The 15,387-nt window shown below is 67.3% G+C and carries 13 protein-coding genes; 2 read left to right on the top strand and 11 right to left on the bottom strand.

Features of this window, described 5'->3' with window-relative positions:
• From ACTHNQ_RS16035 to iolC, 9 genes are all read right to left on the bottom strand, one after another.
• The coding region (locus tag ACTHNQ_RS16035) for a sugar phosphate isomerase/epimerase family protein (RefSeq protein WP_440334961.1) at positions 1-697 on the bottom strand (697 nt) is incomplete at its 3' end.
• Positions 698-765: 68 nt separating this feature from the next.
• Positions 766-1,632 (bottom strand): sugar phosphate isomerase/epimerase family protein, encoded by an 867-nt coding sequence (locus ACTHNQ_RS16030; RefSeq protein WP_440334960.1) that lies wholly within the window; start codon positions 1,630-1,632, stop codon positions 766-768.
• Positions 1,633-1,663: 31 nt separating this feature from the next.
• Complete coding sequence (locus ACTHNQ_RS16025) at positions 1,664-2,677, bottom strand: Gfo/Idh/MocA family protein (protein WP_440334959.1); 1,014 nt, start codon at positions 2,675-2,677, stop codon at positions 1,664-1,666.
• A gap of 17 nt (positions 2,678-2,694) precedes the next feature.
• The gene (locus ACTHNQ_RS16020) at positions 2,695-3,645 is read right to left on the bottom strand and encodes a sugar phosphate isomerase/epimerase family protein (protein WP_440334958.1); all 951 of its coding nucleotides are present in this window, start codon (positions 3,643-3,645) and stop codon (positions 2,695-2,697) included.
• A gap of 41 nt (positions 3,646-3,686) precedes the next feature.
• Positions 3,687-5,600, bottom strand: coding sequence for a 3D-(3,5/4)-trihydroxycyclohexane-1,2-dione acylhydrolase (decyclizing) (iolD, locus tag ACTHNQ_RS16015; RefSeq protein ID WP_440334957.1), 1,914 nt, complete (start codon positions 5,598-5,600; stop codon positions 3,687-3,689).
• Positions 5,600-6,514, bottom strand: coding sequence for a 5-deoxy-glucuronate isomerase (iolB, locus tag ACTHNQ_RS16010; RefSeq protein WP_440334956.1), 915 nt, complete (start codon positions 6,512-6,514; stop codon positions 5,600-5,602). Before iolB ends, iolD begins: the two co-directional genes overlap by 1 nt.
• A 79-nt stretch (positions 6,515-6,593) precedes the next feature.
• A complete protein-coding gene (locus ACTHNQ_RS16005; RefSeq protein ID WP_440334955.1) occupies positions 6,594-8,147 on the bottom strand; it encodes a CoA-acylating methylmalonate-semialdehyde dehydrogenase in 1,554 nt (517 codons plus the stop codon).
• Between the two features lie 25 nt (positions 8,148-8,172).
• Positions 8,173-9,069: a class I fructose-bisphosphate aldolase gene (locus ACTHNQ_RS16000; RefSeq protein ID WP_440334954.1), complete on the bottom strand. Its 897-nt coding sequence runs from the start codon at positions 9,067-9,069 to the stop codon at positions 8,173-8,175.
• The gene (gene iolC / locus ACTHNQ_RS15995; RefSeq protein WP_440334953.1) at positions 9,066-10,040 is read right to left on the bottom strand and encodes a 5-dehydro-2-deoxygluconokinase; all 975 of its coding nucleotides are present in this window, start codon (positions 10,038-10,040) and stop codon (positions 9,066-9,068) included. The genes ACTHNQ_RS16000 and iolC overlap by 4 nt, the downstream gene beginning before the upstream one ends.
• 161 nt (positions 10,041-10,201) lie before the next feature.
• On the opposite strand from iolC, the gene ACTHNQ_RS15990 reads away from it, so the two are divergent.
• Positions 10,202-10,972, top strand: coding sequence for a GntR family transcriptional regulator (locus ACTHNQ_RS15990; protein WP_440334952.1), 771 nt, complete (start codon positions 10,202-10,204; stop codon positions 10,970-10,972).
• 753 nt (positions 10,973-11,725) lie between these two features.
• Here the strand turns inward: ACTHNQ_RS15990 and ACTHNQ_RS15985 are convergent.
• Positions 11,726-12,373 carry a M81 family metallopeptidase gene (locus tag ACTHNQ_RS15985; protein WP_440334951.1) on the bottom strand — a complete coding sequence of 216 codons (648 nt, stop codon included), beginning with the start codon at positions 12,371-12,373 and terminating at the stop codon, positions 11,726-11,728.
• Positions 12,370-12,702: an FGGY-family carbohydrate kinase gene (locus tag ACTHNQ_RS15980; RefSeq protein WP_440334962.1), complete on the bottom strand. Its 333-nt coding sequence runs from the start codon at positions 12,700-12,702 to the stop codon at positions 12,370-12,372. The genes ACTHNQ_RS15985 and ACTHNQ_RS15980 overlap by 4 nt, the downstream gene beginning before the upstream one ends.
• Before the next feature lie 449 nt (positions 12,703-13,151).
• Between ACTHNQ_RS15980 and ACTHNQ_RS15975 the strand changes: the two genes are divergently transcribed.
• A complete protein-coding gene (locus ACTHNQ_RS15975; RefSeq protein WP_440334950.1) occupies positions 13,152-14,864 on the top strand; it encodes a hypothetical protein in 1,713 nt (570 codons plus the stop codon).
• Positions 14,865-15,387: the final 523 nt, after the last annotated feature.

Raw genomic sequence — 15,387 nt, 5'->3', positions numbered from 1 at the left:
GGTCAGGCACCTGGTTCTCGCGGTCGAGGTCGAGGCCGTCGCACACGTGCACCATGCCGATCACCTCGCGAGGCAGCGCCGCGACCTCCTCGAGGGTGTCCCCCGTCGTCCAGAAGTGCCAGAAGTCCACGCACATCGTGACGTTGTCGCGGCCGGCCTCCTCGATGATGCGCAGCCCCTGCGACAGCCGGTTGACGTTCGACCAGGCGAGCGGCTCGAGGAAGAGCCCGACGCCGCGGTCGGCCGCGATGTCGGCGGCATCGCGGACGTTTCGCACGACAGCGCTGACGGCGTCGGCGTCCGTCGCCCCCAGGGTGCCTCGGTAACGCGGGTCGTCCGGCGCCAGCCGCCCGGCGCGGAAGTCCTTGACCACATTCCAGCTCACGGGGCCCGTGCAGACCTGCACGATGGGAGCGCCGACCACGGCGGCGACCCGCGACAGCCGCTCGATCTCATCGAGGAACGCCTCGCGCCCGTCCCCCTCGTGCTCGGCATCGAGCACGGCTCCGACGCCGGTGACAGTGATGCCCTCGAGGTGAGGCAGCAGCGACTCGGCGGTGAAGCCGGCGTCCAGGTAGCGCGAGAGCTTGGGCGTCTGCAGCTCGATGCCGGCGAAGCCCGCCTCCTTCGCGATGCGGATGTCGTTCACGATGTTGCCGTGGAACGTGGTCGTGACGTTCATGGACAGCTTGTGCATGGGATCCTTTCGGAGAGACGGCGAACGCCGACGGCGCGAGGCGTCGTCGGCGTTCGGAGAGCGGCGGTTCAGCCGATGAGTTCGCGGAGGCGCCGGAGCTGGAAGCGTGACACCTCGTCGGCGGTCTCGTCCTCTGCGAAGACGTTCGAGACGATGAGCGCGTCGTCCCTCTCGAGGTAGCCGATCGCGCGAAGCGTGTCGAACAGTTCGCTCCAGTCCACGTCACCGTCGCCGATGCGCAGGTGCTGGTGGATGCGCGCCTCGTTCCCTGGGGGGTTCGAGATGTAGCGCAACCCGTGCGAGCGCCGGTGGTCGAACGTATCGGCGGTGTAGACGGCGCCCAGGCGGTCGCCGACCTCGGGCAGCAGGGTGGTCCCGCGGTCACCGTAGTGAAAGGTGTGCGAGGCGACATACACGAAGCCGATGGCCTTCGAGTTGAGCCCGCGGAGCACCCGCCACGCCTCGAGCCCGTCCTCGACGAAGTCGTCGGGGTGCGGGTCGATGTTCAGGCGCAGGCCCTCCTGCTCGATGAGGGGCAGCAGCTCCTCCATCGAGCGGTAGAACGCGTCCTCGCTGTCTTCCGACCGCTCCGGCCTGCCCGAGAACTCGGTGTTGATCACCGGGATCTCGAGCTCGACCGCCAGCTGGATGATCCGGCGGAAGTTGCGTACCGCCGCCTGGCGTTGCGGCTCGTCGGGCCACGAGATTCGCTGCACCGGCAGGATCGCCGGGATGCCGACTCCGGCGTCCCGCGCGGCCTTCTTGAAGGTCGCGACGAGGTCGTCGTCGGCCTTCGGGTAGCGGAAGAACGGCGAGAAGTCGGCGTGCGGTGTCAGCTGCAGGTGCTCGTAGCCGAGCCGCGCGGCGACCTCGGGGAACTCGAAGAGCGAGAAATCGTGGTGGTACGGCGTGGGATCGAGCGCAATTCGGACCATGGTGTCGTGTCTCCTGAGGCGAGGCGTGGGGTCAGGCGTAGAAGGCGGGACGCTCGGGCGCCTCGACGGGGATGATCCCGCCGTCGAGTGCCTTGACACCGGCCTCGCACGCGAGGGCGACGAGGTAGCCGTCCCATGCGTTGGGGCCGTCGACGAGCGAGCCGCTGCGCACCGCGTTCACCCAGCGCTGGATCTGTTCGTCGTACGCCGTCGCGAAGCGCGTGGTGAAACTGACGTGGTCTGCGATGGTGAGACGGCCGTCGCGCCACTGCTGCAGGCCCGAGGGCTGTCCAATGCGGGCGATGCCCTGCTCGAACACGGCCTCGGTAGCGACCTGGTAGCCGAACTGCACGCTGACGTTCATCTCGACGTCGACCAGCACGCCGTTCTCGAGCTCCATGAGCACGAGGATCGGCTCGCGCAGGTGCTCGGGGCTCAGGGAGTTGCGGCGCGGGTACTTCACCTCGACGCTCTTCACCGTGGAGCCGGCGAGCCATGGCACGACGTCGAACTCGTGCACGACGGAGTCGGTGATGAGCATCGTCTGCGTGTACGAGTCGGGCACCGACGGGTTGCGGTGCACGGCGCGGAGCATCACGAGGTCGCCGTTGTCGCCAGAGGTGATGAGTTTGCGGAGGGCGGCGTACTCCGGGTCGAAGCGGCGCATGAAGCCGACCTGGATGTGCGGCTTGTCGAGCTTCTGCTCGAGCTCGACGATCTCCCATGAGGTCGCCGAGTCGGGCGTAAGCGGCTTCTCGCAGAGGATGGGCAGGCCCGCTTCGAGCGCCGGCACCAGCACCGGCGCGTGGAACTGTCCCGGCACCGCGATGAGTACCGCGTCCACCGCGTCGGCGGCGATCGCGTCCTCGATGCGGGCGAACGTCTGTGCGCCGGGGGCGTGCACGACGGCCGCGGCGGCGCGGCCCTGGTCGGGCTCGACGACGGCCGAGACGACGGCGCCGGCGATGCGGTTCGTAATGCGGGCGATGTGGTCGGCGCCCATGAGGCCGGCGCCGACGACGCCGACGCGGAGGTCGTTGCTCATCTCAATTGTCTCCAGGGTCAGTGGACCCGCGCGAAGTGCGTGCAGCTGAAGATGTGCTCGCGCGTGCGCTTGGCAATGGGGAACGGGTAGTCGACGTCGCAGCCGTACATGTCCTGCTCGACGATTGCGAAGATGTCGGGGTCGATCGCGGCGACCGCTTCGATGATCGGTGCGAGGTCGGGTACGCCGTGCGGCGGCTCGATCATGATGCCCTGGGAGACGGCATCCGCGAACGGCACGTCGTTCTTCAGCACGTCGAACAGCAGCGACGTGTCGACCTGCTTGAGGTGCAGGTAGCCGATGCGCTCGGGGCGCTCCAGGATGAGCTTGACGTTGTCGCCGCCGTAGTACGCGAAGTGGCCGGTGTCCAGGCACAGGTTCGTGTAGCGCTCGTCGGTCTCGTCGAGGAAGCGGACGACCTCGCGGGTGGTGCCCACGTGGCTGTCGGCGTGCGAGTGGAACTGCTGCTTGACTCCGAACTCCTCGAGCAGCGCCTTCCCGAGGCGGTCGTGACCGGCGGCGAGCTTCTTCCACTGCTCGTCGGTCAGGGTGCGCGACTCGAGCACCTCGCTCGTGGCGTCGCTGCGCCACAGGTCCGGGATCACGACGAGGTGCTCGGCACCGAGCTTCGACGCGAGACCGGCAACGGCGAGAGCCTGGTCCCACGCGCGCTGCCACTGGTCGTCGCCCTTGTGGAAGCCGGTGAACACGGTGCCGGCCGAAAGCTTGAGGCCGCGCGAGCCGAGCTCGTCCTCGAGCTGGTGCGGATCGGTCGGCAGGTAGCCGTACGGGCCCAGCTCGATCCAGGTGTAGCCGGCGGCGACGACCTCGTCGAGGAAGCGCTGCCACGGCACCTGCTTCGGGTCGTCCGGGAACCAGACGCCCCACGAGTCGGGTGCGGTGCCGATGCGCAGGCCCGCGCCCTGGTGGACGACGACGTCGGAGTCTGCGGGATTGGTGTCAGTCATGGTGTTCTCCGTTGAAGGGGGTCGATCAAGCTTCGGCAGGCTCAGCCGAGGAGGGGCTTCTGGTTCGCCTGCTGGGTGAGGTACTCGTCGCGCGCCTGCTGCGTGCTCGCGAGGGTGGAGACCTCGGGCACCGGCACGTCCCACCAGCCGGCGCCGTCGGGCGCGTAGATGAGGGGGTCGCTGTTGATGTGGATGAACGTGGACTTCTCGGATGCCTTCGCCTGCGCGACGGCCGCCTTGAGGTCGTCGATGGCCGAGGCCGCCGGCTCGATCTCGATGACGTCGAGGCCATAGCTGCGGGCGTTCATCGCGAGGTCGACGGGGAGGATCTTCTCGCCCTGGAAGTTGCGGGCCTGGTCGTCGTACTCGCGGTACCAGGTGCCGAACCGCTCGGAGCCGACCGTCTCCGACAGGTGCCCGATGGACGCGTAGCCGTGGTTCTGGATCAGCACGACGATGAGCTTGATGCCCTCGGCGACCGCGGTGACGAGCTCGGTGTTGAGCATCAGGTACGAGCCGTCGCCGACCATCACGATCACATCGCGGTCGTCGCCGTCGGCGAGAAGGCCCCGCTTCGCGCCCACTCCCCCGGCGATCTCGTACCCCATGCAGGAGAACGCGTACTCGACGTGGTAGCCGAGCGGATCGCGCACGCGCCACAGCTTGTGCAGGTCGCCCGGGAGAGAGCCGGCCGCCTGCACGATGACGTCCTCGGGGGCGCTGGTGGACTGCACGGCACCGATGATCTCGGGCTGGCCTGGCAGAGCGAGCCCTGACGGCACGAACGCGCCGTCGACCGCCGCATCCCATTCCGCCTTCTCCCGGGCGATGCGCTCGCTGTACTCACGCGAGATCTCGAAGCCCTCGAGCTCGATCGACAGCTCCGCCAGCGCCTCGCGGGCGTCGGCAATGACCGGCTGCTGTGAGCCGTGCTTGTAGGCGTCGAAGGACGCGATGTTGATGTTCACGAACACCACGTCGGGGTTCTGGAACGCGGTGCGCGACGCGGTGGTGAAGTCGCTGTAGCGCGTGCCGATGCCGATGATGACGTCAGCCTCGGCCGCGAGGAGGTTGGCGGCGAGCGTGCCGGTCGCACCGACGCCGCCGAGGTTCTGCGGGTGATCCCAGTTCAGCACGCCACCGCCGGCCTGTGATGTGCCGACCGGGATGCCGGTGGCCTCGACGAGTGCGCGGAGCTGCTCCTCGGCGCCGGAGTAGAGGACCCCACCCCCGGCGACGATGAATGGGTTCTTTGCGCCGCGGATCGCGGCGACGGCACGGGCGAGCGGCCCGCGCTCGGGCAGCGGACGGCGGAGGTGCCACTCGCGATCCTGTAGGAACTCCAGGGGCACATCGAGCGCCTCGGCCTGCACGTCTTCGGGGAGCGCGATCGTCACGGCGCCAGTCTCGGCCGGGTCGGTGAGCACGCGCATCGCGGCGAGGGCGATCGAGTACAGCTGCTCGGGGCGCTGCACGCGGTCGAAGAACTTCGACAGCGGCCGGAACGCGTCGGTCACCTGGATGCCGGTGTCCCACGGCTGCTCGAGCTGTTGCAGCACCGGGTCGGCCACCCGAGTCGCGAACGTGTCGCTCGGCAGCAGCAGCGCCGGCAGGCGGTTCGTTGTGGCAAGGGCCGCGGCGGTGAGCATGTTGGCGGCGCCCGGGCCGACCGACGCCGCGGACGCGTAGGTGCCGCGGCGGCGGTGCATACGGGCGTAGCCGACGGCCTGGTGCACCATCGCCTGCTCGTTGCGCGCCTGGTGATACGGCATCAGGTCGGGATTCTCGACGTTGAACTGCTTCAGCGCCTGGCCGATGCCGGCCACGTTCCCGTGGCCGAAGATGCCAAACATGCCGGGGATCGTCCGCTCCCGGAGGTCGCCGTCCACGGTCCACTGGTGGGCCAGGAACTCCACGAGTGCCTGGCTGACCGTCATCCGCTTCGTCGCGCCCATCAGCGGTCGCCTTCCTTGTCGTTCGTGTAAGGCAGCCGCTCGTCGACGCTCTGCCCGGTCCAGGTGTCGCGCACCCAGGCGTGCGCGGGGTCGTCCGTGATCAGCCACTCCCGTTCAGGGTCGGGGCCGGCCATGACGTTGAGGTAGTAGAGGTCGTACCCCGGGGCGGCGACGGCGGGGCCGTGGTAGCCGTAGGGCACGAGGGCGATGTCGCCGGTGTGCACCATCGCGTTGATGTCGATCTCGCCCGCTGGGGACGAGTAGGTGCTGAACATGCCGAACGAAGTCTCGGCCGAGGCATCCGATCCCGCTACCGGCGCCGTCTCGAAGTAGTAGATCTCCTCGAGGCGCGACTCGTGACCGGGCACGTGCTCGTCGTGCTTGTGGGGCGGGTATGACGACCAGTTCTCGGCTGGCGTGATCACCTCGCACACGATCAGTCGTGCCGCGTCGATCGACTGCGGCGTGCCGAAGTTGTGCACCTGACGGCTCGAGCGGCCCGCGCCGCGCAGCTCGACCAGGGTGTCCGACGCGGTGATGTACTGCCAATGCCGGGCTTCGCTCGTCGGTGCCTCAGCGATCGCGACGCGGCCATGGCCGCGGATCTCGGCCGTTGTCCCTGCTGGAAGGTAGAGCACGTCGGTCGGCCCGTCGAATACCGAGGCGCGGCCGTGCAGGCGCGTCTCCCATTCCCCCGGGAAATGGCGATGCATGACATGGAACGACCCTGCCAGCGGAACGACGATCCGCTCCACACCACGCTCGTCGAGGGTCAGGTGCTCGCCGTCAGCGAGGTCCGCCACGCGGATGCCGGTGTGCTGCCATCCGGGAGTCGTCGCGTCGACGACGCTCTCCCACCCGGCGCGGGCGAGGTCGCCTCGAGGGTGGAACCAACGCTGGTCCGAAGTGCTCATATCGTGCTCTCGTACATTGATTGTGTCAGCGGCTGCCGCGGCCGCGAGTCCGGCCGGAGTCACGGCCGCGGCAGGTCTGTCAGTTGTTCTGCGGGAAGCCGAGGTTGATGCCGCCGTGGGTAGCGGGGTCGAGCCAGCGGCTGGTGATGGCCTTCTCGCGGGTGAAGAAGTCGAACCCGTGCACGCCGTACGCCTTCGCGTCGCCGAACAGGGACTTCTTCCAGCCGCCGAACGAGTGGTAGGCGACGGGGACGGGGATCGGCACGTTGATGCCGACCATGCCGACCTGCACCTCGTTCTGGAAGCGGCGGGCCGCCCCGCCGTCGTTGGTGAAGATCGCGGTGCCGTTGCCGAACTGGCCGGAGTTGATCAGGTCCAGGCCCTCGTCGTAGGACTGCACACGGACGACCGACAGGACGGGACCGAAGATCTCCTCTTGGTAGGCGCGCGAGGTGGTCGGGACGTTGTCGATGAGGGTGGGGCCGAAGAAGAAGCCGTCCTCGTGACCGTCGACGGTGAAGCCGCGGCCGTCGACGACGATGTCGGCGCCGTCCTGCTCGGCGATGTCGACGTAGTCGGAGACCTTGTCGCGGTGGACACCGGTGATCAGCGGTCCCATGTCAGGCTCGACGCCGTCCTGTCCCGCACCGTTGCCGATGCGGAGCCGGCCGATGCGCTCCGAGATCTTCGCGATCAGGTCGTCGGCGACCGGCTCGACGGCCAGCACGACGGAGATCGCCATGCAGCGCTCGCCCGCGGCGCCGTAGCCCGCGTTGACCGCGGCGTCGGCGACCAGGTCGAGGTCGGCATCCGGAAGCACCAGCATGTGGTTCTTCGCGCCGCCGAGCGCCTGCACCCGCTTGCCGTGCTTCGAGGCGGTCTCGTAGATGTACTGGGCGATCGGGGTCGAGCCGACGAACGAGATCGACTGCACGTCGGGCGAGGTCAGCAGGCCGTCGACGGCGAGCTTGTCGCCCTGCAGCACAGTGAACACGCCGTCCGGAAGACCGGCCTCCTTCCACAGCTGCGCGAGCCACAGCGCGGCCGACGGGTCCTTCTCGGAGGGCTTGAGCACGACGGCGTTGCCCGCGGCGATCGCGATGGGGAAGAACCACATCGGCACCATCGCCGGGAAGTTGAACGGCGAGATGATGCCCACCACGCCCAGCGGCTGCTTCAGCGAGTAGACGTCGATGCTGGTGGAGACGTTCTCGCTGAACGCGCCCTTGATGAGGTGCGGGAACCCGCACGCGAGCTCGACGACCTCCTGGCCGCGAAGGATCTCGCCCATCGCGTCCGAGACGACCTTGCCGTGCTCGGCGGTGATGATCGCGGCCAGCTCCCGCTTGCGAGAGTTCAGCAGCTCACGGAACGCGAACATCACGCTCTGGCGCTTGGCGAGGGAGTAGCCGCTCCACTCCTGGAAGCCGGCCACGGCCGACGCGATCGCCGCGTCGATCTCGGACTGGTCGGCGAGGGCAACCTGCGCGGTCACCGCGCCGGTCGCCGGGTTGTAGACGGGGGCGGTGCGACCGCTCGTCGACGCGCGCTCGGCGCCGTCGATCCAGTGCGAAATGACACGGACATCCGTGTCAGACGATGCGGGCGTGGAGGTGGTCTCAGTGATGCTCATGGGGATGGCCTTCGTACGAGAGGGTTCAGAGGTCGGTGTGGACGAGGCCCGCCGCGATGTCAACGGCGGCGGCGACGTCATCGTCGGGCGGATAGAGAAGGGTGCGACCCACGGTCAGCCCGCGCACGCCGGGGAGCGACAGCGCTTCCTCCCAGGCGGCGAACGTCTCGTCGGGATCGACACCGGCGTCGCCGCCGAGCAGCAGCGTCGGCATCGTGGTGGCTGCCATCACGCGTTCCATGTCGTCGACGACCGGCAGCTTCATCCAGGTGTAGGCGCTTGAGGCGCCGAGACCCGAGGTAATCGCAATCGACAGGATGACGGCATCCGCCGACAGGTCGTTGATGATTCGGCCGTCGACCCGTCGGCTGAGGAACGGCTCGAGCATGATAGGCAGACCGGCCGCTGATGCCTGGGTGACGGCGTCCGTCATCGCCGTCAGGGTCGAGACGGTGCCAGGGTCGTCCAAATCGACGCGGACCAGGGTCTTGGCGAAGTCGATGCCGGAGGCGACCATGGTGGGCACGTCGTAGGCGGTCATGCGGTCATCCATCTCGAACGCGGCACCGCGCAAGCCGCCGCGGTTCATGGATCCGACGATGATCTTGTCGTCGAGCAGTCCGAGCGCCGCGAGGTCGTCGATAATGTCGGGCGTTCCGAGCACGCCATCCACTCCGGGCCGACTGAGCGCCGTCGCGAGCCGGTCGAGCAGCTCGTAGCGGTCCGCCATGGCCGTCGGGTTCTTGCCTACGGCGAGCGCGCCGCGAGCCGGGTGGTCGGCGGCAACGATGAAGAGCCGGCCGTCGCCGCACAACACGTCGCGCCGGCGGCGGTCCGCGAGCATCGCACCGATCGCGGCGGGCTGCGTCGCGCGGATGTCGCGGAGCCGCGCGAAGCTATCCGCGGTCAGGTACCGGGTCATCGGGCAGCTCCTGCCCGCAGGATGGCCGTGACCTCTTCAGCGGTCGGCATCGCGGTGGAGCACTCCAGGCGCGACGCGACAAGTGCTCCGGCGACGTTCGCAAAGCGGAGGATGTGTTCGAGGTCCCAGCCCGAGAGCAGTCCGTGGCACAGCGCACCGCCGAAGGCGTCGCCGGCGCCGAGTCCGTTGACCACGTCCACCCCATAGGGAGGCACGATGACGGACTCCTCGCGGGTCTTGGCGAGCACGCCCTTCGGGCCCTGCTTCACAATGGCGAGCTCGACGCCGCGCTCCAGCAGCGCGTCGGCGGCACGCTCGGGCTCGGTCTCGCCGACGGCGACCTCGCACTCCTCGCGGTTACCGACGGCCACAGTCGCGTGCTCGAGGGCGCTTGCGACTTGAACGCTCGCCTCGGCGGGGTCCGCCCAGAACATCGGCCGATAGTCGAGGTCGAACACGGTGTTGCCGCTCGCGCCTTCGCTCAAACTACGTGCCTGCAGCGCGGCATGGTGCGCGGCACGGCTAGGCTCCTGGCTGAGCCCGGTGGCGGTGAACCAGAAGATGCGTGCCGAGCGGATGGCGTCGAGGTCGAGATCGGCCGGCGCGACATCGAGATCGGGTGCCTTCGGGTCGCGGTAGAAGTACAGCGGGAAGTCGTCGGGCGGGAAGATCTCGCAGAACGTCACGGGGGTCTTCAGCGTCGAGTCGGTCTGCACGTAGCGGTTGTTAACCCCCAGCCGCTCGAGCTCGGCGAGAAGGTATCGGCCGAAGGGATCGTCGCCGACGCCTGCGATGAGGCCGACGCGGTGCCCGTGACGGGCCGCGGCGACACTCACGTTCGCCGCGCTGCCTCCGAGAAACTTACCGAACGTCTGCACATCCTCGAGCCCGACTCCGGACTGGAGTGGGTAGATGTCAACGCCCAGGCGCCCGAAGGCCAGGACGTCGAGGGGAGAAGAGTTCTCGGTCATACTCCGCTGTACAGCTCTCTACGCGTCTCGAGAGCCGCGTATCGGTGGGTTATTTGTCCTGACAATAGCACAAGCCTGGATGGTGCAACACCCTTTGAGCGTGTCGTGGACTGACAAAGTCCTATCGATGTACGATTGTCGGGACATTATACTGTCGGGACTTGGAGCAACTTTTGGCAGACGACGTGGTCAAGATCGACGAACTGCTCGCAGGCTTGGACCGCACCGGTCCCGTGCCGCTGTACTACCAGGCGTCAACAGCCATCGAGCAGGCGATCCGATCCGGTGAAATCCCCGCCGGCGCACGACTCGAGAACGAGATCGCGATCGGCCAGCGGGCAGGCCTCTCACGGCCCACGATCCGCCGCGCGATGGAGGAGCTCGTCGACAAGGGGCTCCTCGTGCGCCGCCGCGGCATCGGCACGCAGGTCGTGCAGGGACAGGTGACCCGCCAGGTCGAGCTCACGAGCCTCTACGAGGACCTCAAGAGCTCCCAGCACGAACCGGGCACCCTCGTGCTCGAGCACGACACCCGGCCGGCCGATCCCGCCACCGCCGAAGCGCTGCGCGTTCCGGTCGGCTCCGACATCGTCTACCTGCGCCGGCAGCGCTCCACCGACGGCGTACCAGTCGCGGTGCTCACGAACTACCTGCCGCTCGAGTTCGCCGACATCACCACCGAGCAACTGCAGCAGAAGGGTCTCTACGAGATCATGCGCGCACGGGGCGTCACCATCCGCGTCGCCAACCAGAAGATCGGAGCGCGCCGCGCCCACGGCGACGAGCCCGACTTGCTCGACATCGACAAAGGCGGCCCCGTCCTCACCATGGAGCGCGTCGCCTTCGACGCCTCCGGTCGTGCCGTCGAGTTCGGCCACCACTGCTACCGGCCCGACATGTACAGCTTCCAGACGACCCTCGTGGCGAAGTAGTTGGATCCGCTTCCATGCCGACGAGCGGCGCAGTCGCGAATCCACACCCCCGTTTCGCCATCAAGAGCGACTGGCGTGGTCATCCGCCTTGGTCGTGAGCACCTTGGGTGCAGGCCGTCCTCCGAACGGCACAGGCAGCCGGATGACCACCGAGTAGCTTCGCCCGTTCCGGCGTCGCCCAACGGTACGCGACATGTCGATCCATGATCACGGCACCCAAGTCGATCCCGTTCCCGCACACAAAACGAATCGGTTGAAGGCGGTCCCCCCGCCACCCCTAGCGCGACACACATTCAATGGCGCTGCCCTCGGACACGAGCCTAACCAGGGCCGGGTGGACCGGTCCGAACGGGTCCAGCATTGGTTCGACGTGCTAGTTCAGCTGCCTCTCGGGTATCCAGCAGCGATCGCCTACCCGGTCGCCCGCTTCGAGAACCAGGACGGTTCGAAACGGCACCCACAGCAGTCGAGTAACGCCCGGATGGTGTCATCGTAGATCTGACCGTTGGCTCGACGGGCCACACCACACGCGAGAAATTTCATCTCATCGTTGGTGCGGACGGCATCCGCTCAATGGTGCGTGAACTCGCATTCGGGCGGCACGAGAAGTACCTCAAGCCGCTCAACGCGGCGATCTCCGCCTTCCAGTTGTCCCAGCCACTGCCGGGCCTGACCGAGAAGGGCAGCGTCACCGTGAGTGAGCCACGGCGATCCCTGTGGGTCTCCAGTCTGAACGGGACGCCCCCCGGCTGTTCACCTATCGCACCAAAGCTGCGGACTCGTCAGCACGACCGGCGGCGCGCACCGCGGAACCGGCACCCACGCCAGGTGCACCTGGGCATCGGGCTCCGTCTGACGCAGTGCGAAGCGGGCCGCACGGGCGCCGGTCTCTACGAAATCTATGTGCGGGTAGGTCTGGTAGCCGCAGATGATGTCTGCGCCGCGCGCGAATCCAGCCGAGACGTAGCCGTGCAGATCGGTGGAGACGCCGATGACCACATCGTCGCCGAGCTCCGTTCGCACCCGTCTCAGCACCTCGGCCTCGGCGTCGTCGTGCAGGGTGGTCTGCAGCGCACCGTGGAACGAAAGCAGCACGACATCGAACGGTGCGTGCTCCTGCAGCACCGGGAGGAGCATCTCCCAGTAGTGCTCGAGCACGTCCTGCTCGGCGGTACCGCCGCTCTGCGCATACATCGCAGGCCCGAACATCAGCTCCGCGTCCGGCTGGAGTCGCTCGACCTCGCCGATCATGCCGGCAAGCGCCTTGCCGCTGCCGCGGAGTGCCGGCTCGACCTCGGCGGGTGGGAGCACCCACCCCGCGGAGCGCCAGTAGTCCAGGCCGGAGGTGGTGGGGCTAAGGGAGTTGGTCTCCTGCCGGAGTTCGGAGAGAAGCACTTTCATGAGCGCGGTTTCGTCCCTTCCTGGGTCGTCGTGGGGGCGTTGAGATCGGCGAAAATCTGCGCCAGTGCCGAATAGCGGCGCTGGGAGATGGCGAACAGCCGGTCGTAGACCTCGGTCGCCGCCGGATCGGGGGTGAATGTGGTGACCGGTCGGGCGGGCGAGACCCTGAGGGCGGCGGGCGCACCGGGATCGCGGAGCGCGGTGGCAGCGGCCGCGTACGCGCCCAGCACGCCGGCATAGCGGGGGGCGCCCGGAACGATGACGGTGCGCCCCAGCACGTCGGCGAGCATCTGCATCCAGACGGCGCTGCCTGCTCCGCCGCCGACCACGCGCACGTGGGCGGCCCGCCGTCACCCCAAGAAACGTCAACAACCTCATGGCCAGCAACAATCAGGCCACCATACGCATGGCGATGATGGACGGACTTCTCACCCAGGCGCTCTTGGGCGCTGGACTGGCATGCGGTCGCTGCAGAAGGTCTTAATGAGCACGTGATCGCGACGCCCAACGACTTGGGGCACCGCCTCGCTGATGGCGCGATCGTCGCTCGAACAGCACCCGGGCATTTTCGTCCTACTTTCCGTCAACCCGAGCAAAGGCGCGCGCCGCGAGGTCGCGCCATGATTAGTCAGGAAAGGGCGAGGCGACCAAGAGCTCTCCCCACAGAAGCCACATTGACGTGGATAAGACCAGACGGACAGCGAAGACGACTTGGTCCTATTGAACCCGCGCCTTCGCACTCCGGCTCTGAGGTTTGCCGGGCGATTGGAGATGAGTCATGTCTGTTTCCGAATGGGACTCTGCCGGCTGGAGCCGCCGGACTATCCTCAAGGCGGCTGCAGCCGTGTCGGCTGGCGCGGCCCTGGGGCTGCCGTGCCCCGCAGCTGCCGCGCCGGCGACGAGGGTGCGGTCGGAGCGGACGCTGGTCGGTGCGATCCGCTGGGACGCCTGGGTCGGCAGCGAGTGGCACGTCGGCGCCACGGTGAATCGCACGTTGTCGCCGCAGGAGTACCAGTTCCGTCTGCCGTTCTACGCACACGTCACGGTGCCGGAACGGTTGCTTGTCGATCAAGGCTTCGATACGGAGGCCACGGGCACGGCCCCGTCCGGATGGGCCGTCTCCGCCGCTGTGGGCTCCTCCGTGTCTGTCGTGGACGCGACTGACCGCGCGGGCAAGTGTGTCCACCTGCACGACGAGTCGGGGACGTCACCGGCAGCGATGACGCGGAAGTTCGCAACGCAGAGTCGCGCTGTCACCGTGAATTGGGACTGGAAGGAGATGGTTGCCGGAAAATGGGCGCGGGCACTTCTAATCAGCGGCTCGACCGCAGTGGTTGACATCGCAACAACGACAGATGCTAGCGGCAAGCATCTGGTGATGCGCGCCCCCGACGGCAGCTGGAGCAAACTACAGGACATCGCGGACGACACCTGGTACTCGCTTAAGGTGATCGCAGACCCGGCACCGCCTCAGGCGAGGCCGTGGGTCGACGTCTACGTTAACGGCGTAAGGCGGATGAGCAAGGCGCCGTTGCTCGTACCCGCGGCAACATTCGACACTCTCACGCTTCGAACCAACGAGACGCTGACCTCGGACCTATACATCGACAATGCAAATATCGCTGTCACCGAGTCGGTGAACAGTAACGGCGCTACGCAATCGATCATGGACCAGGAGATCCAGTACGCAGCCGCAGCAGGCATCGACTACTGGGCGTTCGTGTACTACCCCCAAGATCCGCTGTCACGAGCCCGGAACTTGTACCTGTCCAGCGAGCACAAGACCGATATCAGTTGGTGTGCGCTTCTGGACGGCAACTTCACGGGTGCTTTCGACACAAATCTCGCCGTACTCGCGCCGCAATTCGCGGAATCGAATTACCAGAAGGTGCTTGGCGGTCGCCCGCTGCTCTATTTTCTGTCCGGCGCGGACGCAGCCAAGGTCGCCAAGGTCCGCGCAAAGGCGGCCGAGCTTGGGTTGGCGGACCCGTATATCGTGGTCATGGCCTGGACGGCGCAGAGCGCGGCGAGCCTGAGGAGCGCGGTTGGGGCCGACGCCGTGAGCCGATACGCGACCGGCGGCAGCAACGGCGCAACCTACGACAGTGTCGCAGCAGCTGAAACCCAGCTGTGGAGCGAGTACGCCACGAACGCTGGCCAGGTCGTGCCGACCGTCTCCACGGGCTGGGACAACCGTCCACGATACGACTACCCGGTGAGTTGGATCGCCGACTACACACCGCTGAAGGACAACTGGGGGCAACAGGCAACTCCCGGGGAAATCGCAACTCACCTCGCCGGAGCCATCCGATGGGGCAACACTCACCCCACGGATGCGCCGGCCAACACAGTTCTGATTTATGCGTGGAACGAATTCGACGAGGGTGGCTGGATCTGTCCGACTCTCCATGAGATCCGCGACTTCGGCAGACCTCTGCGCCTGGACGCCATCGCGAAAGTCCCGCGAACCGGTGTCGCCGCGCCACGCTGATGGTTATTGGCGGCGGGTGAGGAACCGGTCAAACCACGGGGATCGGCGCCAAAGGAGAACGGCTGCGAAAGGTTCCTTGGGTGCCGCCTTGTTTCGGACGAGGGTCGGGTCGGCGGCCCATGATGGAAGAGGGCCGTCGCTTCCTGGAGTGGCAAGGTCATCTATGTGTGGTACCGGCCCGACGGTTTGGCCCAGTACCGCCTGGTGCGTGGTCCGCCGATTCTGTGTCCCCCCATTAAGGCCCACGGTGGTGCTGCGGCGCGTGTGCAATCGTTTCCGCATCAGCACTTTGCTGGTTGGGGGAGCGACCAAGGGATATGAATGTGTCGGTAACGATTCGTAGAACTCATCGACGGGCCGTCGCGGGGGGCGGTGCCCGCGTTCGCTGTCGGCGACGGTTGAAGAACCGGCCAAAACGACGGGTGAAAACTAGGCCACCTGGTTGTCGTTTGCTCAGTCTGCCGGATCCTGGGTTCTGATGCTCGGGAGGCTGTCGATGCCCCTGCCGCGGAGCCGGTAGCTG

Origin of the sequence: Microbacterium sp. (assembly GCF_051953575.1) — a bacterium.
GTDB lineage: Bacteria > Actinomycetota > Actinomycetes > Actinomycetales > Microbacteriaceae > Microbacterium.
Note: the sequence above shows the minus strand (reverse complement) of the source record. Positions and strands in the feature narration are given on the sequence as shown.

Coding starts and splice junctions, on each gene's coding strand:
- ACTHNQ_RS16030 (WP_440334960.1), bottom strand. CDS start 1,632: ATGGTCCGAATTGCGCTCGATCCCACGCCGTACCACCACGATTTCTCG.
- ACTHNQ_RS16025 (WP_440334959.1), bottom strand. CDS start 2,677: ATGAGCAACGACCTCCGCGTCGGCGTCGTCGGCGCCGGCCTCATGGGC.
- ACTHNQ_RS16020 (WP_440334958.1), bottom strand. CDS start 3,645: ATGACTGACACCAATCCCGCAGACTCCGACGTCGTCGTCCACCAGGGC.
- iolD (WP_440334957.1), bottom strand. CDS start 5,600: ATGGGCGCGACGAAGCGGATGACGGTCAGCCAGGCACTCGTGGAGTTC.
- iolB (WP_440334956.1), bottom strand. CDS start 6,514: ATGAGCACTTCGGACCAGCGTTGGTTCCACCCTCGAGGCGACCTCGCC.
- ACTHNQ_RS16005 (WP_440334955.1), bottom strand. CDS start 8,147: ATGAGCATCACTGAGACCACCTCCACGCCCGCATCGTCTGACACGGAT.
- ACTHNQ_RS16000 (WP_440334954.1), bottom strand. CDS start 9,069: ATGACCCGGTACCTGACCGCGGATAGCTTCGCGCGGCTCCGCGACATC.
- iolC (WP_440334953.1), bottom strand. CDS start 10,040: ATGACCGAGAACTCTTCTCCCCTCGACGTCCTGGCCTTCGGGCGCCTG.
- ACTHNQ_RS15985 (WP_440334951.1), bottom strand. CDS start 12,373: ATGAAAGTGCTTCTCTCCGAACTCCGGCAGGAGACCAACTCCCTTAGC.
- ACTHNQ_RS15975 (WP_440334950.1), top strand. CDS start 13,152: ATGTCTGTTTCCGAATGGGACTCTGCCGGCTGGAGCCGCCGGACTATC.